22 protein-coding genes are annotated in these 17753 nt (G+C 56.9%); 7 read left to right on the plus strand and 15 right to left on the minus strand.

From position 1 onward, the window contains the following. The first annotated feature begins 224 nt into the window (after positions 1 to 224). Both I6L58_RS10935 and I6L58_RS10940 read left to right on the plus strand, forming a co-directional pair. Positions 225 to 1148: a winged helix-turn-helix domain-containing protein gene (locus I6L58_RS10935; protein ID WP_088209323.1), complete on the plus strand. Its 924-nt coding sequence runs from the start codon at positions 225 to 227 to the stop codon at positions 1146 to 1148. After that, on the plus strand, positions 1126 to 1590 hold the full coding sequence (locus tag I6L58_RS10940; RefSeq protein WP_088209322.1) for a hypothetical protein: 465 nt from the start codon (positions 1126 to 1128) through the stop codon (positions 1588 to 1590). The genes I6L58_RS10935 and I6L58_RS10940 overlap by 23 nt, the downstream gene beginning before the upstream one ends. A 66-nt stretch (positions 1591 to 1656) precedes the next feature. On the opposite strand, the gene I6L58_RS10945 is transcribed toward I6L58_RS10940, so the two are convergent. From I6L58_RS10945 to flgB, 12 genes are read right to left on the minus strand one after another with little or no spacing between them, the layout of a single operon-like run. After that, positions 1657 to 2667, minus strand: a complete 1011-nt coding sequence (locus I6L58_RS10945) for a hypothetical protein (protein ID WP_081047607.1) — start codon at positions 2665 to 2667, stop codon at positions 1657 to 1659. Next, positions 2667 to 3584: a flagellar hook-associated protein FlgL gene (gene flgL / locus I6L58_RS10950; protein WP_088209321.1), complete on the minus strand. Its 918-nt coding sequence runs from the start codon at positions 3582 to 3584 to the stop codon at positions 2667 to 2669. Before flgL ends, I6L58_RS10945 begins: the two co-directional genes overlap by 1 nt. Positions 3585 to 3605: 21 nt before the next feature. Next, positions 3606 to 4976, minus strand: coding sequence for a flagellar hook-associated protein FlgK (gene flgK, locus I6L58_RS10955; protein WP_006177420.1), 1371 nt, complete (start codon positions 4974 to 4976; stop codon positions 3606 to 3608). A 3-nt stretch (positions 4977 to 4979) separates the two neighbouring features. After that, positions 4980 to 5372, minus strand: coding sequence for a rod-binding protein (locus I6L58_RS10960; RefSeq protein ID WP_006177421.1), 393 nt, complete (start codon positions 5370 to 5372; stop codon positions 4980 to 4982). A gap of 9 nt (positions 5373 to 5381) precedes the next feature. Continuing rightward, on the minus strand, positions 5382 to 6473 hold the full coding sequence (locus tag I6L58_RS10965) for a flagellar basal body P-ring protein FlgI (RefSeq protein WP_042321141.1): 1092 nt from the start codon (positions 6471 to 6473) through the stop codon (positions 5382 to 5384). A gap of 11 nt (positions 6474 to 6484) precedes the next feature. Then, positions 6485 to 7150, minus strand: a complete 666-nt coding sequence (flgH, locus tag I6L58_RS10970; RefSeq protein ID WP_058610796.1) for a flagellar basal body L-ring protein FlgH — start codon at positions 7148 to 7150, stop codon at positions 6485 to 6487. A gap of 24 nt (positions 7151 to 7174) precedes the next feature. Beyond that, positions 7175 to 7960, minus strand: a complete 786-nt coding sequence (flgG, locus tag I6L58_RS10975) for a flagellar basal-body rod protein FlgG (protein WP_058610797.1) — start codon at positions 7958 to 7960, stop codon at positions 7175 to 7177. A 17-nt stretch (positions 7961 to 7977) separates the two neighbouring features. Further along, positions 7978 to 8709, minus strand: coding sequence for a flagellar basal body rod protein FlgF (locus tag I6L58_RS10980; RefSeq protein WP_006177428.1), 732 nt, complete (start codon positions 8707 to 8709; stop codon positions 7978 to 7980). Continuing rightward, positions 8709 to 9896: a flagellar hook protein FlgE gene (flgE, locus tag I6L58_RS10985; RefSeq protein WP_058610798.1), complete on the minus strand. Its 1188-nt coding sequence runs from the start codon at positions 9894 to 9896 to the stop codon at positions 8709 to 8711. The genes I6L58_RS10980 and flgE overlap by 1 nt, the downstream gene beginning before the upstream one ends. A 12-nt stretch (positions 9897 to 9908) precedes the next feature. Continuing rightward, a complete protein-coding gene (gene flgD, locus I6L58_RS10990) occupies positions 9909 to 10613 on the minus strand; it encodes a flagellar hook assembly protein FlgD (protein WP_058610799.1) in 705 nt (234 codons plus the stop codon). 3 nt (positions 10614 to 10616) lie between these two features. Continuing rightward, a complete protein-coding gene (gene flgC / locus I6L58_RS10995; RefSeq protein ID WP_006177431.1) occupies positions 10617 to 11042 on the minus strand; it encodes a flagellar basal body rod protein FlgC in 426 nt (141 codons plus the stop codon). Positions 11043 to 11061: 19 nt separating this feature from the next. Next, positions 11062 to 11412, minus strand: a complete 351-nt coding sequence (gene flgB / locus I6L58_RS11000; RefSeq protein ID WP_006177433.1) for a hypothetical protein — start codon at positions 11410 to 11412, stop codon at positions 11062 to 11064. A gap of 86 nt (positions 11413 to 11498) precedes the next feature. Here flgB and flgA point away from each other — a divergent pair, with 86 nt between their 5' ends. The 5 genes from flgA to I6L58_RS11025 all read left to right on the plus strand — a co-directional run bounded on the left by flgA (position 11499) and on the right by I6L58_RS11025 (position 14921). Further along, positions 11499 to 12284, plus strand: coding sequence for a flagellar basal body P-ring formation chaperone FlgA (flgA, locus tag I6L58_RS11005; protein WP_088209320.1), 786 nt, complete (start codon positions 11499 to 11501; stop codon positions 12282 to 12284). Positions 12285 to 12404: 120 nt separating this feature from the next. Next, positions 12405 to 12677 (plus strand): flagellar biosynthesis anti-sigma factor FlgM, encoded by a 273-nt coding sequence (gene flgM, locus I6L58_RS11010; protein ID WP_006177437.1) that lies wholly within the window; start codon positions 12405 to 12407, stop codon positions 12675 to 12677. A gap of 2 nt (positions 12678 to 12679) precedes the next feature. Next, entirely contained in the window at positions 12680 to 13120 is a 441-nt protein-coding gene (locus I6L58_RS11015; protein ID WP_088209319.1) for a flagellar protein FlgN, read from the plus strand. Then, complete coding sequence (locus I6L58_RS11020) at positions 13120 to 14253, plus strand: capsular polysaccharide export protein, LipB/KpsS family (protein ID WP_088209318.1); 1134 nt, start codon at positions 13120 to 13122, stop codon at positions 14251 to 14253. The genes I6L58_RS11015 and I6L58_RS11020 overlap by 1 nt, the downstream gene beginning before the upstream one ends. 5 nt (positions 14254 to 14258) lie before the next feature. Further along, positions 14259 to 14921: a glycosyltransferase family 25 protein gene (locus I6L58_RS11025; protein ID WP_088209317.1), complete on the plus strand. Its 663-nt coding sequence runs from the start codon at positions 14259 to 14261 to the stop codon at positions 14919 to 14921. 24 nt (positions 14922 to 14945) lie between these two features. Here the strand turns inward: I6L58_RS11025 and I6L58_RS11030 are convergent, their stop codons facing one another. The 3 genes from I6L58_RS11030 to fliJ are packed head-to-tail and all read right to left on the minus strand — an operon-like array spanning position 14946 to position 17749. Further along, on the minus strand, positions 14946 to 15884 hold the full coding sequence (locus I6L58_RS11030; protein WP_176399447.1) for a hypothetical protein: 939 nt from the start codon (positions 15882 to 15884) through the stop codon (positions 14946 to 14948). A gap of 35 nt (positions 15885 to 15919) precedes the next feature. Next, positions 15920 to 17305 (minus strand): glycosyltransferase family 2 protein, encoded by a 1386-nt coding sequence (locus I6L58_RS11035; RefSeq protein WP_058610805.1) that lies wholly within the window; start codon positions 17303 to 17305, stop codon positions 15920 to 15922. Then, positions 17306 to 17749 carry a flagellar export protein FliJ gene (fliJ, locus tag I6L58_RS11040; RefSeq protein WP_006177446.1) on the minus strand — a complete coding sequence of 148 codons (444 nt, stop codon included), beginning with the start codon at positions 17747 to 17749 and terminating at the stop codon, positions 17306 to 17308. Between the last annotated feature and the right edge of the window lie 4 nt (positions 17750 to 17753).

Genomic DNA, 17753 nt, shown 5'->3' on the forward strand with positions numbered 1-17753 from the left:
AAAAGGCCTAAATCGCCAGGTTAATTTTCCCCCTGCAAACCGGGAATTGTAGCTTTTCACACCAGGCTGTGTCTTTTCTTTGCACCATTTCCGCAGGCAAGCGGCAATTCCCAGCGAATTTTAAACGGACTTAATGATTAATTTACATTAAGCATTGTGCTTAACTTGTGCACAATGCCTGGCAAATTAAATTCTTCAGGAGTGGATATCCACCATCACTTGCCATGAATAAAACCTATTATTCAATCAACAACTGGTTAGTCGATTTACCCTCAGGCGCGATTATTAGCCTTGTTACAGGTGAAAGAAAACGTCTGGGCGAGTATCAATTAAAGCTACTTGATGTCCTTGTAAACAATGCCGGAAAAATACTGACCCGAGAAGAACTTACCACCCTCGTCTGGGAGCGGCGGGTTATCGGGAATAATAGCCTTCCAAACGCCATTCACGCATTACGCACCGCGCTGGAAGATGATGGCAAAGCTCAAAAAATTATTAAAACCATTCCCAAAAAAGGGTATTTGCTGGAGCAGGCCTGGTGCCGCGCCGTTGAGCATGACAGTGAAGACATCGAGCCGCCCGCCGCGCAGGTTGAGGAGGTTGTGACCGAGGAGCCAGACATACTGCCGCCCGCGCCGGATCTCCTCGTTCAGCCGGAGCCGGAAGCCGTTCAGCTCCAGGCGATGACCTTTCAGGACGCACCGCGGCCACGGCGTCATCACCTGTTCATCGCTTTACTGGTTTTCATCGTGGTGGCTATCAGCGGGGCGGCGGGCTGGCAATACGCCACATCGCAGGGTTCACGCCTGATCGCAACCGAACAGGAGACGGGCGTTTACAGCAATATCCGCATCTACGAGATCTCCGAAGCCAACCGCCTGGCGATGAATAAAGAGGATTTTTACAGCAAGATTAAAGATTCGCTTTACGCCATTAATCAGCAACTCAAGCCGCAGTCAGTGCAGATGACCGTCTATTACCAGAGCATCAACCAGACGCTGAACTACACCTTCGCGTTAAAAAGCCGCTGCGACAGCAAACAGCTGGTGATGGCGATCTACCACTGGCGCATCGACCCGACGCAACTGAACAATCTCATACTTCGCGAAACGAGGAGGAAAATCAGTGAGATGGAAACCTGTTCTTAACTGGAAGTGGCTGCTGAGCTACGTTCTGATTGCCGCCGCGGTCTTTACCGGCGTGCGGGTATGGCACACCCCCGTTTCGCCGCAGGCCAATATCGAAGGTTTTTTGCAGCTGGGCTTTTACGACCTCATGTCGAAACGTAAAGAGATTTACGACTCGCATATGCAAACCGTCAACCATGCCATTTTGACGACCATCACCAGCCCGAATGACAACCGGTTCGTGCTGAAGGGCAAATTCACTGAAATCAACGAGCAAAACGGTAAGCGGTTCTATTCCTATACGCCGATCTACTACAGCACCGCCCAGAAGGGGCTGATGATTGATGGCCTGGTGGATATGCTGATGCACGTTGATTTTTGGATGCAGCCGGTCAATGGCAGTGCCGAACAGCTGGTGGCAGGGCAAAGCGGGGCGATATTTTTGTATCCCCTGCGCAAGTAAACGCAGAGGCGGTTTCTGCAAGACGTCGGGGCGGCAGCCATCAGCCGCCCCGGCCGGAAAAAAAGCTTAACCCAATAAATTCTTCACCGTGGTCAGCGAAACGTTCCCCTGCGCCGACAGCGCCTGAGAAAGCAATCCGAACTGCTTACCGCTTTTCGCCAGGGCATCGCCCAGCGCCCGCGCCGTGTCGAGCGCTTCGCGCGGCGTATAGGCCGTCGACATATCCTGAATACGCGATGAGACGCGCTCCTGATGCTGATGCAGCTTGCTCCGCTCGCGGGTAATTTTTTCCAGCGTCTGCTGAAGCTTGCCGCTGGCCCCCCGCTCCCACTGGCGCGTAAGCTGCCCGACTTCATCCTCCTGGCTGACTTCCGCCTGCGGCGCAAGTAGCGTAAAGGCCTCCGCCGGGAACTGCTGCCCTTCACCGCGCACGCTCAAATGCTGGCTTACCCGCGGCCAGCGCGCCTCATCCACCTGAAACACCGCCTGCCCGTCGCTTTTTAACGCGGCGTGAATGCCCAGCCGACCCAGCCCGACGTTAAGCTGTACCAGCGCCTGACGCGGCGTGGCGTTTGCCGGTATCGACACGCCCGTCAGCTCACGCTTGCTGCCGCCGAGTGCAAACACCAGCGTCTCGCCCGGGGTTTGTTCGAGTATTTTTTCCAGCCCAGGCAGGGTAAACGTCACCTGGCTTTTTTGCTGCAGGGTGACGTTAAAGTTGCGATCAACCGTTCCGCCCGACAGCGTGCTGCGCTGCTGCAACAGCGCGTTAACGGAGGCCGACGGCTCGCTGGCGTTGCCGCGCGTCGCCTGATGGCGCAGCATCAGCAGCTGCGTCTCGGTTTCTGAGAGATAATTTTCCGCCTTTTGCACCGCCGTGAGCTGCTGGTTCAACTGAACGTTGTAGCGCAGCGGGCGTCGTGAAAGCAGCGCAGATTCGGGAAACGACGGCGCGTTGTGACGTACGTTTTCCGCCTGCCCGGTACGCGCAATAGAGGGTGCCGCGCCCGGCGTCGTTCTGACGGCGCCGGGCGTGGTGGTTAACGAGGTTGTTTTTAAGCCGACTTGCATAACCATTACAACATACTGAAGAGCGAGAGCTGGCTAATCATGCTGTACGCTTTGTTGGTGATCTGCACCGAGTTGGTATAGAGCTGCAGGTTAATCGAGGTCGTCGCCGGGTCGGCGTCGGAGAGATCGCGTACCACCTGGTCGTTCGCCATGCTGACATCCGTATGCGCATCGGCCAGCATCGTCAGGCGGTTTTGACGGCCACCCAGGTCGGTAAACAGCGCCGCCACCTTGTCACGGGTCTGACCGGAAAGCGAAATCATCTCGTTGATATCGTCCTGATAGTCCGTGACCGGCACATTCGGGTCCTGCATCTTATCGCTCAGCGCCTTGAGCTTGTTCAGCATCTCCAGATCGTCGCCGCTGCCGGAGAACGCCGCCGTGACGTTGGTGTTTTCCGTCACGTTTACGCCATTCGCCACCGTGGTTTCACGCGTGCCGTTATTGCCCTGATAAACGTATTTGCCCTGGGTTTCATCCCACACCACCGGTTTGGTATCGGTTTTGGTGCCGGAGAAGAGGTATCCGCCGCTTTCGTTTTGGGCGTTGATCGACGCCACCAGCGAATCGAGCATGGACGACAGTTCCGCGCCAAACCCTTTCATATCTTCACTGCTGTGCGTGCCGTTGGCGGCAGCCAGCAGCTTATCGTTCATCGACAGCAGCTGGTTGCTCATGGCGGTCACGTGCGCCTCCTGGCCTGAGAGTGAACCGCTCAGGCCGGTGATGTTGCTCTGGTACTGCTTAATGGCCGACTGTTCGCGGTTAAGCTGCACCAGGCGCGTGGCGGCAACCGGATCGTCTGACGGGACGTTGATCCGCTTCTGCGTGGCCATCTGTTCCATCAGCTTGCTCATGCGGGTGCCGTTAACACCAAGCTGCGCCATCATGGCGTCGGAGTTATAAAGACTACTGATTCGCATAGTTGGGTTCCTTAACGCCGGTTAAAACAGGCCTAACAGATCGTTGAAAATCTGGTTGCCGGTGGCGATCACCTTGACGTTGGACTGATACGCCTGCATGTAAACCTGCAGGTTAATCGCCTCTTCGTCATTGTTTACCGCACTGAGGTTATTGCGCTGCAACTGCGCCTGGTCCAGTACGCCCTGTGCCGCTTCAAGCTCGCTTTTGGATTTTTTACTGGCGATACCGATATTGGAGATGATCGCCGCGGCCCCTTCGTTGAGGCTCATATTGCCCATGCCGCCGATGTCGACCTTCTGGTTTTTAATCTTGATCAGCTCCTGCAGGTTGCCATCGTTACCCTGCTCGTCCGGATTGTCGGAGAGGGCCAGCTCGTCCTGCTTGAGATCGTTAACCTGCAAAATCCCGGCCGGGTTTTTCAGGTCAAAAGTGAACAACGGTTTACCAGGATTACCGTTCTTATCGAAGCCTTTCGCCAGCTGGTCGTTGAAGAGCGTTGCCACGGCCTCTGCCATGCCCTGCACCGACGACTGCATCTGTGCCAGTTCGCCGGTTTCATAGTCGTACAGCGCGCCGAGCTGCCCGCCCGTCGACGGATTTAATGAGAAGCTGGTATTGGAGAAGTTCAGGCTTAACACCGGATTACCGTTGCCGTCGAGGCTACTGCTCAGCTCGCCCGCCACTTTGCCGCTGACCAGCGGCTGACCGTTTTTCATCGCCACGGCGTAGCTGCCGTTGCTGTCCTCAGTGACTTTCACATCGGCATAGGTGCTTAGCTGTTTGACCAGCTCATCGCGCTGGTCGCGCAGCACGTTGCTGTTGCCGCCGGTGGAGTCCATCTCCATGATTTTTTTATTGTAATCCGCGATCCCCGCCGTCAGGCTGTTGATCTGCCCTACCATGGTGTTGCGCTGGTTAGTGACCGACGTCTTCTGGCTGTTAATGAAGTCGTTCATGTTGTTAAAGCGGGTCGCCAGCGAGCCGGCCTGGTTCAGCAGCTGCTGACGGCTTGCTTCGCTTTCCGGTTCTTTGGTCAACGCGCTTAATGCGGAAAAGAAGTCGTCCAGACCGGTGCCCAGGCTGGTGGAATCGGTGCCGATCACTTTCTCAAGCGAACTAAGATACTGGTTGTTGATGCCGTAGTAGCTGGCCTTGCTGTTGCTCTGCCACACCTGATTGGTCAGGTACTGATCGGAGACGCGGCGAATACTCTCGACCTGCACCCCGGCCCCGGCGGACATGCCGCCCTGGCCCATGGTCACCACCGAGCTCTGGATAATACCCTGACGGCTGTAGCCCGGCGTCAGCGCGTTAGAGATGTTCATGGAGGTCACGCTCATCCCAAACTGCGCCGCCTGCAAACCGCTCCAGGCAATATTGATCATGTTCATGGTTTACTCCTGCCCGCGACGCATTACCGGCACAACGGGGGTTTTTAATTCCTGTGGATGTTCCTCTAAAGCGACCGCGCGGGACCCATTCTTAAGCGACGCGCTCTCCTGCGGCCCCAACTGCGCAATAATCATCTGCGCCATGCCGGTGCTGCGCTGCGATGCCAGCTGAGAAGTGAGCTTGTCGTCGTAGAACTCCTGCATCATGCGCTGCTGTTTGCTGTCGAACGGGTTATCGTCCACCAGCGCCTGAGACGCTTTTCGCATCTGTTTCATCATTGAGCGTAAAAACATGGCTTCGAACTGCTCCGCCGCCTGCTCAAGGTTCTGCGGTTTCACCTGCCCGGTGATATCACCGGGCAGTACGCTGGTCTGAGAGTGAATCGCCTGTAGCATGCTGTCTCCTTAAATGACGACCAGTTCCGCATCCAGCGCGCCCGCTTCATGCAGTGCCTGCAGGATCGCCATCGTGTCATCCGGCGCGGCACCCAGGCTGTTCAGCGTGTTCACAATGCTGCGCAGGCTGGTTCCCGCCGAGATCTCAACCATCTGCCCACGGCCACGATCGACGTTGACGTCGCTGTCCGGGGTGACCACGGTCCGGCCCTGGCTAAAGGCGCCCGGCTGGCTGACGTTGGACGATTCGCGTATGGTCACGGTCAGATTGCCGTGCGACACCGCCGCCGCGCGCACCACCACGCCGTCGCCAATCACCACCGTTCCGGTGCGGGCGTTAAACACCACGCGCGGCGGCTGCTTGCCGGCGTTGATCTGCACATCTTCCAGCATCGACATAAAGGCCACGCGCTCACCGGCAGCCAGCGGGGCGTTAACCGCCACGTTCGTCGCGCTCTGCGCCGTCGCCGTGCCCGAGCCAAACGCATTGTTCAGCGCAACCGCCACGCTGTTGGCGGTTTTGAAGCTAGGGCGTTTCAGGTTGAGGATCACCTGCTGGTTTTGCTGAAAATCGGACGCAATTTCGCGCTCCACCGAGCCGCCGTTCGGCACGCGACCTACGGTGGGAGTATTGATGGTCACGCTGGAGCCGCTGTTGCCTTCGGCCTTAACGCCGCCGACCACCACGTTCCCCTGCGCCAGGGCGTAGACTTCACCGTCCGCACCGCGCAGCTGGGTGAGGAGCAGCGTTCCGCCGCGCAGGCTTTTGGCATCGCCGATGGAGGAGACGGTCACGTCAATTGCCTGACCCCGCGCGTAGCCCGGCGGCAGCGTGGCGCTGATCGCCACGGCGGCGACGTTCTTCACCTTCGGGTCAATTTTGGTCGGCAGCTGAACGCCAAACTGGCGCAGCATGTTGGTCACCGACTGGCTGGTAAACTTCACCTGATTTTTATCGCCGGTCCCGTCCAGACCAACCACCAGGCTGTAGCCCACCAGCTGGTTGCCGCGCACGCCCTGAATATCCACGACGTTGCCCAGACGCTCCGCCGCCGCGCCTGTCGACCACAGCAGCATCAGAAATAGCATTGCTTTACGCATGGCAGACTCCATTAAATCGGGAACAGCGGATGGTTGAAGAAGCGGGTCAGCCAGCCTGCCGAGTTGGCATCGCTGAGCGCGCCGCGTCCGGCATAGGAGATCCGCGCGTTGGCAATGCGCTGAGACGAGACCGAGTTATCGCGCTCGATATCCTCCGCACGCACCAGCCCGGTGACACGCATGTACTCATCCCCCTGGTTGAGGGTGAGCCATTTTTCCCCGCGGATCGCCAGCACGCCGTTCGGCAGCACCTTGTAGACCGCAACGGTGATGGCACCGCGCAGGCTGTTCTGCTGCTGTGAGGTGGCATTACCATTGAAGTTACGGTTGCCGTCTATCGAGCCAGAGAGCTTATCCACCGAGTGGCCGAAAGCCTCCGGCACGCCGATAGAGACATCGTTTTTCTTACCAAAGTTGGTGCGCGCCTGCTTGCTGGCCTGAGTGGATTCATCCAGCTTTACCGTCAGAATGTCGCCCACGCGGTAGGCGCGGCGATCCTGGGTTAACGACCAGTTGTAATTGGCGTTGTAGAGACCGCCCCCCTGTACCTGAGTGGGTGGCAGACTAAAATCTTCCGGCGGCGCGAAGGCCGCGTCGTCTTTATGCACCAGCAGGGCCGGGCTTTCACACCCGGCCAGCAGCAGCGCAAAAAAGCCGATAACTAACTGCTTTTTCATTTTTCGTTCACTTCGCTTCACGCGTTACATCGACTGCGTGACAAACTTCAGCATGTCATCCGCCGCCGAGACCATTTTGGCGTTCATCTCATAGGCGCGCTGGACGGTGATCATATCGACCATCTCTTCCACCACCTGGACGTTCGAGCCTTCCAGCGACCCCTGCTCGAGTTGACCGAACGCCTCTTCTCCCGCCACACCCTCTACCGCTTCACCGCTTGCTGCCGTTTCGCGATAGAGATTGCCGCCGATGGCTTCCAGTCCGGCCGGATTGACGAAATTGACCAGCGTAATCTGGCCCAACTCCACCGGATCGGTTTCGCCCGCTACCGTGGCGGTGACGGTGCCGTCTTTGCCAATCTGGATATCTTTCACGTTGTCCGGCAGCTCAATCTGCGGCACCAGCGGCAGCCCCTGCGCGTTGGTCAGCATGCCGTCCGGGTTTTTCTGGAAGTTACCAGCGCGGGTATAGGCAATATCGCCATCGCTGGTTTCAACCTGGAAAAAGCCCTGACCGGTGATCGCCACGTCCAGCTTCTGTCCGGTGTTCTGAATGTTGCCGGTCGAGAACTCTTTCTGGGTGCCGAGGATTTTTACGCCGGTCCCGAACTGAATACCGGTTGGCGAGGTGTTGTTTTGATCAAGCTGGCCACCCGGCGTGCGCTGATTCTGGTAAAACAGATCGGCGAACATCACGCGGTCGCGCTTGAACCCGGTGGTATTAACGTTCGCCAGGTTATTGGAGATTGCGCTCATCCTGGCGTCTTGCGCGGCAAGACCGGTTTTACTGATCCATAAAGCAGGATTCATCGTTATTCCTTACTACATCAGGTGTTACGCAGCAGGCGGTTGCCTGCCGTCGCCAGATCTTCCGCCGCCTTCATCATCTTGATTTGCGCTTCGAACTGGCGGTTAAGGGCAATGCTGGCGACCATCTCAGAAATCGCCGACACGTTAGAGCTTTCGAGATGGCCCGAGACCAGCTCCACCTCCTCCGTGCGCGGATTGACGTTGGCGTTAGTGATCATAAATCCGGCCGCATCTTTGCTGAGCTGCGACGCGGGGATATCCACCAGCTTGATGCGGTCGACGTCCATCGGCGCGGCCACGTTGCCGTCGTCCGGTACGATGGAGATCACGCCGTCGTCAGCGATGTTGATGGACGAGAACGGCGGCAGCACGATCGGGCCGTTGTCGCCAGCCACGGGCAAGCCGTCGATGGTCAGATCCCCTTCCGGGCCGACCTGGATCTGGCCGTTGCGGGTATAGACCTCGCGGTTGCCGCTCACCAGCGCAATCAGGCCGCTGCCTTTGATGGCAACGTCGAGATCGCGCCCGGTGTCACGCGTGGCGCCCGGCGTCAGGTCAACGCCGCCCTGCTGCTGCTGCACCAGAAAGCGTGAGGCATACCCCTCGCCCTGGATCTGCTGCGACAGGGCGTTATCCAGATCGTGACGGAACCCCTGCGTGTTGACGTTCGCCAGGTTGTTGGCGTGGATCTGCTGCTGCGCGAGGCTACGGGAGGCCCCGCTCACGGCGGTATAGATTAAGTGGTCCATTACACCGCCTGGAACAGCGCCGTCATCATGCTGTCGTTGGTGCTGATCACTTTGGTGTTGGCCTGATAGTTACGCTGGGCGGTCATCAGCCCGACCAGTTCATCCGTCAGGTTCACGTTAGAGCCTTCCAGGGTGTTGGAGGTCAGCGCGCCCAGCAATCCGGTGCCCGGCGTGCCGAGCAGCGGTGCGCCGGAGCTGGCGGTCTGCGTCCAGGTGGTGCCGTTTTGTGAGGACAGGCCGTTCGGGTTAGAGAAGTTCGCCAGGACCACCTGCCCCTGCAGCAGACGCTCGCCGTTAGAGAAGGTCGCGTATACGCTGCCGTCTTTATCAATGGTCTGGCCGGTACGCTCGCCGGAGGCATAGCCATTACCGTTGTTTTTGCTGACGGAGAAATCGGAGCCAAACTGGGTCGTGCCGTTGTAGTTCAGGTCCAGGGAAATGCTGTCCGCACCGGGGATGGCGGCAGTGAGATTGACCGCACCGTTAGGCTTCAACAGAATGCCCTGCTCGTTAAAGGTCATGTCCTTCGCGTCGCCCATGGACTTATCGTCCATGTAGTAGTGCACCTGCCAGGTGTTATCGTCGGTTTTCACGAAGTACTGCTTCAGGGTGTGTTCACGGCCTAACGAGTCATACACCTGGGTGGCGTAGGTGTGGTTGTAGGAGGTTTCGTCGGTCGGATCAAACGTTGCCGTCTTCGGTTTGTCCTCGTTGGCGTTGAGGTTAGCCGTGAAGTCCAGCGAGCTGGTTGCTTTTGCCGGAAGTGAGCCACTGCTGATGGTCAGGTTGCCGACGGTCCCGGTCTGGATCACGCCGTTAGCATCGACTGGATAACCCTGCAGGTACATGCCCTGGTTATTGACCAAATTACCGTTGCTGTCGGTCTGCATGTAGCCCGCGCGGGTATAGGCCGTGGTGCCTGAACTGTCGCGCATGACGAAAAAGCCCTGGCCGTTGATCGCCAGATCGAGGCTGCTGGCAGAGGCAAAAACGGTTCCGTTTTTGGAAATACTCTGCGCAACGTTGGTCACGCCCACGCCCAGCGGCTGACCTTCGGCATACAGAGACGCAAACTCCGCACGGCCAGACTTGAACCCCACGGTCCCGGAGTTAGCAATGTTGTTAGAGATCGCGCCCAGCTGCTCGTTGATGGCGTTCAAGCCAGAAATTGCAATATCAAAGCTCATAAAGGTTCCTGATTAACTCATCAATTTTTTGGAAGTGTTGGTGTTCGACTGCGTCTGGCCAAACTGCGTGATCTGGTGATAAGGCACATCGCCAATGCCCGGAATATTGAGCACAATCGCGCTGCCATCGACGGGGATACGCACGTTGTTCACCACGCCGCTCACTTCGATCGGCACCTTCTGCTCATCGGTGTCGGTAACGACCGTCATGGTGTATTTACCCTCTTTCAGCCCCAGTGCTTTCGGGTCGACGGTAAAGTTCACCTCTCCGGCTTCCTGCTTGCCCAGCTCAACTTTGGTTTCCTTGCCGCTCTCGTCTTTCAGAATGACGGTAACGGTATTGGCGGCATGTTCCAGCGTCAGGCGGCCATCGACGCTGGTGCTGCCATCGGTCTGGAGCGTGTCGGTTTGCACCATCACTTTTTGCCCGACGAGGTTGCCCGTCGACAGGGTTTGCAGGTTGTCCATCAGCACGCCGATGTTCTGCATCCCCACCGTCATGTTTTCCATCGACTGCACCTGCGTCAGCTGCGCGAGCTGGCCGACGTACTCGGTCCCGTCCGTCGGGTTAAGCGGATCCTGGTTCTGGATCTGCGCCACCAGCAGCTTCATAAAGAGATTGGTCATCCCTGCTGCACTGTTGTCGTTGGGGGCGATGCCGCTGTCCGTTGTGGTTGCGGTATCGCTCGCTTGAGTCGAAACGCCGTTTACGCTCATGTATTACGCCTCACCAAGACGCAGCAGGCTCTGCTGCATGCTTTTCACATTGTTAAGAACATCGACGTTGGTTTCGAAGTTACGCGACGCCGACATCATGTCGGCCATCTCTTCCACCACGTTGATGTCCGGGTACCAGACGTAGCCGTCCGGGTTAGCCATCGGGTGATGCGGCTCGTAGCGTTGCACCGCATTTCCTGATTCCACCACGTCCAGAACCTGAACGCGGGCACCGGACAGGGCCTTGTCGCTCATCAGCTCATCGTTCTGGTAAACCGCGGCAAATACCGGACGACGCGCCTTGTACACATTCCCCTCATCCACCGCCGGGGTTTCGGCGTTGGCGAGGTTACTGGCGATGGTATTGAGGCGAACGGTTTGCGCCGTCATTGCTGAACCCGAAACGCGGTAGATATCGCTAAAAGCCATTTTCTGTCACCTGATTCAATTACTTACCTTCAATTGCCTTCTTCAGGCCGGTGAATTTCATGTTTAAAAACGCCAGGCTCATCTGGTAGTCCTGCACGTTTTTAGAAAACTCCGCCTGTTCCACATCCAGCGCGACGGTGTTGCCGTCCGAGGAGGGCTGATAGGGCACGCGATACATCTCCTGCGGCGCTGAGCCGGGAAAGAAATCCCGCTGCGAACGTTGCATCTCAGCGGCAAAATCAATATCTTTAGCCTGGAAATTGGGGGTATCGACGTTAGCCAGATTTGCTGAAAGCAGTTCCGCCCTGGAAAGTCGAAGTGCTACAGCCTGCGGATGAACACCCAATGCCTTATCAAACGTAATACTCACAACTCACTCCTTCGTGATGATGGACGCTGCGATAGTCCTGTTGCTTCAGCCTTTTAAAGCAACTATCGTGCCAGGTTTACAACATCATGATTTATAAAGATTTACCTACAACCGCGACCGCAAACGGGAAGCGCCGTTTCCGCCGGGCCATGCCGACTGCGCTGCTCTGCTTTCTCGCGTTTTCCGCCGTGGCACAGCCGCAACCCTCCACCGCGCGCAAGCAGGTCTATGCCCGCGTTCAGCAGCAGGCCGCCGACCTCATTCGTCATGAGGCGGAACGTCAGCGCTGGGAGGATTACCAGGCGAAGCTCAACCTGTTTATTCCCGCCGAGATATCGAACTACGCCCCGTGCCCCGTGCCGCTGAGCCTCAGCTCACCGGGCGGCGAGCGCCTGGACTTGCGCCGCCTGCGCTTTGACGTGCGCTGCGACGCCGCAAGCGGGTGGGACATCGCCGTCACGGTCAAACCGGACATCTACCTGCAGGTGCTGATGGCCAAAAACACCCTGGAGCGCGGGCATGTGATGACCGCGTCCGACATCACGCGCAGAAAATTCAATATCAGCAATTTGCGCAGCGGCTACATCACCCGCCCGGACGACGTGGTGGGCCTGACGCTGAAACGCCGTATCCGCGAGTTGCAGCCGCTGAGCCTGAGCCAGCTGGATTCACCGGTCATGGTCGAGCGCGGCCAGCGGGTGTTAATGATTGCCGACCAGGACGGCGTGGAAGCACGCACCATGGGGATTGCGTCGAAAAAGGGCCGTAAGGGGGAGATGATCAAGGTGAAAAACGAGAGCAGCGAGCGCGAAGTGACGGCAATGGTCATTGATATGGGCGTTGTCAGAACCGGCTATAGCGCGGCGAAATAAAATCCTCGCCGCATTTAAGTTTTGCCGTTCATGCGCCGCTTTACCCTGGTAAGGCGCCCGGAAAGCCACTTTCCGCCCCGGCGAAAACGACCAATAAAAATCCGATGATGGAGTAATGCGATGAAAGTGACATCCAGCCAGTATGCAATGACGAGCGCGATCAACCAGGCCAGCTCTGCGGCCCCGGTGCGCAAGACCGGCGCTGAAGAGATGAAAACGACAAAAACCGCAGCCATCGACCCCGTTCTTGGCGATGCGCAGACCCAGATGGCAGCTCTGCCAGAGGTCGACATGGCGCGTGTAGCCAGTATGAAAGAAGCGATTGCCAGCGGGAAAATCAGCGTCGATCTCGACTCGCTGACCAGCGCAATCGAGAAATATTATCAGAGGTAAAAATGAGTAACGCCGCACAGTGCGTCAAAACGCTGGTTCAGGGTATGGTCGAAGACCGCGACACCTATGGCAAACTGAAAACCCTGCTCGCCGACCAGCGCCAGTGGCTTATTGCACGCGATACGGCAAAGCTGGACCAGCTTAACCCGCAGCTTATCGCCTGCTACGAGCAACTGTCGCACAACAGCAAACAGCGCTACCAGCTGCTCACCCAACTGGGTATTCCCGTCGGCACGCCCGGCCTGCGCACGCTCTTTTCTCGCCTTCCTGCTGCCCACCAAAAACAGTTAACCACCCTCTGGGGTTCCCTTGAACAGGTCGCCGCCGAGTGCAAGGCGCTGAATGATCGCAATATTACGGTGCTGACCATGCAGCAGGACATCCTGCAAAATCTGTTAAATATCAGCGAGCCGGAAAACTGGCTGTATGAGCAGGGGCGCTAATGATCGGTTTTTACATGGAAACGATTGAAAACACGCGTTTCTACTGTCGTGTTATTCAAGGATTGCCCGTCAGCGAGCAGCAGAACATTATTGCCATCTCCCCCTGGCAGCAGATTACCGACTGGCTGAGTACACAGCCAGGTCAGCACGCGATTTTGGGGATTAGCGGTGAAATCGACATCCCTTCGCCACAGGCCTTTCAACAGCATAAGCCCGCGATATATTCCCGTATTGAACGCGACATTCGTATTTCCCGTGAATTTTTAATACAGGGAATGTCCTTTGAGCGTTGCTGGAATCTTTATTTGTATCTTCTGCTGCAACTGATGAATAAGCCCGAACTTAGGGCCCTGACGAAAATGATCCTTTGTTCCGGCAATGGGCTGGCAGAAAAGCCTGCCGCGCTTTTTTGTCAGCAACACAATATTGTCACGCGTTATACCGAACTGGCGAATTTTCCCAATAAGGTGTTTATCGATCCCGAGGGGGCAAATGCGCTTTCCGCGCTGGCGAAAAACCCTTCATGCCTTGATGCCCTTCCTGCCGTGTCAGACGAATTTCATGCAGAATGGATGGCCTACTACGAAACTGAAAAACGCCAGCCACCGCTGCAGGCACGCAACAATCCCTGTACACCTCTGATTGCGAAAATCGCAAAAGACACCGTTCTGCCGCGCAAACAAGGCTTTCTGTTCCTGCCGCTGCAGGTCTCGTACGATACACAGCTTTGGCTTAATGCCGAGCTGCGTAATAAAGAGGCTATTCTTCACGGCTGTCGCGCCGCACGACAGGAAAAGCGGGAACTGGTGGTCAAGATCCATCCGGCGGAAACTGCACCCGACGAATTGCTTGATATCGCTCGTCTCCAGCAGCAGCATAATTTTATTATTACGCAGGAGAACACGCTGGATTTGATCAAAGCCTCTGGCCGGGTACTAACGATTAACTCGACCGTAGGAATAGAAGCGCAGCTGTATCATAAACCTGTTGAAATCTTAGGCCGCGCCTTTTACAAACACTTCGATCATGAGCGATTGAAAAAGTATCTTCATCATTATCTCTTTACCGGCGTTGAGGTTCGCGCCCAAACGCCTATCGCGGAAGCCACCGCCCGCGCGTTTATCAGACATTAACGCTTATGGAAACTATTCACTGGGACGCGTTTTCCCGCATCATCTATATCAACCTCGCCCATCGTCGCGATCGGAATGTGCGCATGAAGCATCATCTCCGTGAACTGCTTGCGCCGAAAGAGAAAATCATCCGCTTCGATGCTATCAAGGCGTCGCCGGGTGCCCTTGGCTGCGTGAAGTCACATATCGCCGTACTGGAGATGGCGATGGAAAGCGATTGGGAAGATGTTTTAATTTTTGAAGATGATTTTCAGTTTGTGCGCGACGATGAGAATATTTCACGTCTGAACAAATGGCTTCATACGCTCGATGCCGTCCGTTGGGATGTGGCGTTTCTTTCCGCCAACTATCATCGCGTAACGCCTTTAAAAAGTGTCGATTACCTGCTTCGCGTTAATCAGGCGTGGTGCGCCTGCGCCTACCGGGTGAAACGTCACTATTATCCCCATCTGCTGGCCAATTTCCGCCAAAGCCTGGCTTATCTTGAGCAGGGCGGTGACCCACAATGCTTTGCGCTGGATGTTCACTGGTGGCATTTAATGATGAAAGACTGTTGGCTGGGCCTTTACCCCTGCGCCGGCTATCAGGCGCCTGATAAGAGCGATATTGAGCAAACCCACATTGACTACCGCCCGTTATTCTTTAAACCCCTTGATGCGATAACGTAAAAAAAGCGGCAACAGCCGCTTTTTTCAGATTAACGATAATCCACACAGCAGCACGAAATCCGCACTGACATCATTCTCGTCTTCACTCGCATCCTGAGCCTGCCAGGCGTACCACGCGCTGAACAGCCCGGTAAACTCATCTGCCGTTAATTGTGCGTTATCTTCAAGCCACATGGCACAGAGCATCTTCAACTGGAAGAACTGCCGCGTTAAGGATTTTAACGCCACGCCATAGTTGCTGACGTTACGGCACGGGAAATAGTCGCCGTACAAACGATACAGCAGGACGTTGTGCACAATGAAGGGCTGCTCAGAAAAGAGCGGGATCTGTTTCGCATCGAGTTCGCGTAAACGTTCCTGCAGTCGTGCCGGCTGCATTACCGCCAGTTCGCTGAGCTTGAACATCAGCATCATTTTCTGCATACCCGGCACATTCAGGTTCAGGCGCATTGCGCCCATCTCGCCCAGCGCCTCGACGCGGTTCACCTCAATCGGCGGCAGCAGAGACAGTTGCTCGTTTAAAATGCCCGCCTCAGCCAGCTGCGCAAGCTGTTCGCCCATGGCGATGAGATCCTGCGGGTCGCACTGGTTCTCATCACGATAGCGCTGCGCCTTGCTGAGGAGCACGCCGATGGCGTAGAGGCGGCTTTCCAGCGTCAGCCCTGGATGGACCGCCATGTTTATACACTGCTGGTTTAAGGCTTCATCCCAGAGGCTATGCTCCGCAATGCCGTCAGTTTCGGTTTCGCCGGAATGCAGCATAAAGGCTTCCGGGTTTAGCAGGATCTCCCGCGCCGCGCTTTCGCAGGCCGCGTTGAGGCTCTCTCGCTGCTGGTTTCCCACCGTCAGACGCGTTTTTGGCCAGTCGCCAGCGGCGTCCTGACAGGCCGGGCATTCGCACGCCGCGTCGCGTGCGTTAAACCTGATCACGTATTCAGGTTGGTACTGTTCTATCAATTCCATACATGCTGCTCCAGCCGCTACAGTGGCGGCGATACTCATTGAAAGTTTTTGCGAAAAAACCAGTGGGTACAGTCGATAACGTCACCGCTGGCGGGATCGGGGATCTCAGGTAAAAAGGCAAAGCTGGGCTGTAACCCCAGCCAGCAGTGAGACTGCATCTGCATGGGCCAGCAGGCGTCGAGGCTGACGCCATGCTCGTGCGCCTGTTGGTAAAAATCACGCAGCGTCGGGATATAGCTGCCGTTAACGGCATAGGCACAGCCGCAACCGGCGCTCAGCACACGCGCTACGCCGGGCAACGCTTTCAGAAGCGAGATGTCGTTATATCGCGCCCCCAGCAACACTACCTGCCAGTCGATATGCGGCAAACGGCTCAGCAGCTGATTGACCGTTTTCAGCGAGTTCTCTTTGCGCACATACTTCAGGCGAGCATCAAGCAGCACCACGCTGCGCCACTGCTCACGTTGCGCCACGTCCAGCACCTGAATGTGCGCCTCCAGCTCGCTATGGCCGGGGTCGCGGGCGAACGGCACCAGATGGTGGTTATCAAGCCCCAGCGAGGAGAGCGCCTGCAGCTGCGCCGCAAGAACCTCGGGCTGCGCCGGGTCATACATCACCGCCACCTTGTCAAACGCGGCCCAGTCCACCGAGGTGCTCAGCGGTGCCTGGCTCAGACGCCGGTAGTGGCTCAGCAGGTTGCGGTCGGTGACAAAATCCTCCAGCGTCAGGTCCACCGGCGTGGAGGAGCCAAGCACAAAATCTTTGTCGTAGGTGTTGGCGCTGTGGGAGATACACAAAATCGCGTCGCGCGGATCGATCTGCTGTATCGGCGCGGTGAAATTGTTCAGAAACGCCTGCTCTTCCGCGAGGGTGGCCGTGTCTTCATAACGGTGATTTTTCAGGAAGTTGCGGTGATAGCCGAACGTGCCGTTGAGCGCATGGCGCTCACCAAAAGCGTGCGTGCGGTAAATTTTATCGAGATGGCTGTACCAGATATAGATGGTGTCGCTACCGGAAAACAGCGCGTTGTTATGCTGCATCGCCGCCACCTGCGTGCTGATTTTGGTCGGCGGATAATAGTCGTCATCGTCAAAACAGAGGATGTACTCGCCGCTCGCCATCTCGTTCAGCATGTTGCGCTTCTTACCGAGATCGAGCCGCTCCGGGCTGTGCACGTAGCGCACGTTACCCACCGCAGGGTCGACCATCATGGCGATCAGGTCTTCGTTACTCTGTTCCGAATCATCAAGAATAATCAGCTCGCGCTTGTCGGCCGGGTAGTCCTGATACTGGAAGATATAGAGCAGATAGGGCAAAAACGCCCGGCGATTCCAGGTCGGACAGACGACGCTCACAAACGGGGTCGCGTAGGTCTTTTTCTGCTGCTGGCGTTTCAGCAGCGTCTGCATCAGGTTGCTCATTTATCGGTGTCGCTGTGCCTGTTGTTGACGCAGCCAGCACTGGGCGGAGACCGCGTCCGTGGTTTTCTGATCGCGGCGCTCCTGCGCCAGACGATGCTCTTTCCGACGCGATTCCAGCACCACTTCGAGGCTTTTTTCGCGGCGAGACTCCGCCAGCAGGTTGCCCTGAAGTTTTTGAGCCTCGACGTGCGCCAGCGCCTGCTCCTGCTTCTGCCAGTCGATCACGCGCTGAATATGGCGCTTATAGCCGGACTGATTGCACAGCAGCGTTGCGCTGCCCTGCATCTCCTGCACGCTGTTGTTCGCCAGGTGGGTCAGGGCGTCAATATTCTTCTCCAGCCGCTGGCACAGCTGCTGCTGGGAGGCCAGACGGGCACTGAGATCGTTCACCGCGCGGTTGCGCAGCAGGTGTAGCTGTTCAAGGGTAGTAATCAGTTTGCTCATCGCG

This window comes from Enterobacter cancerogenus (assembly GCF_019047785.1).
GTDB lineage: Bacteria > Pseudomonadota > Gammaproteobacteria > Enterobacterales > Enterobacteriaceae > Enterobacter > Enterobacter cancerogenus.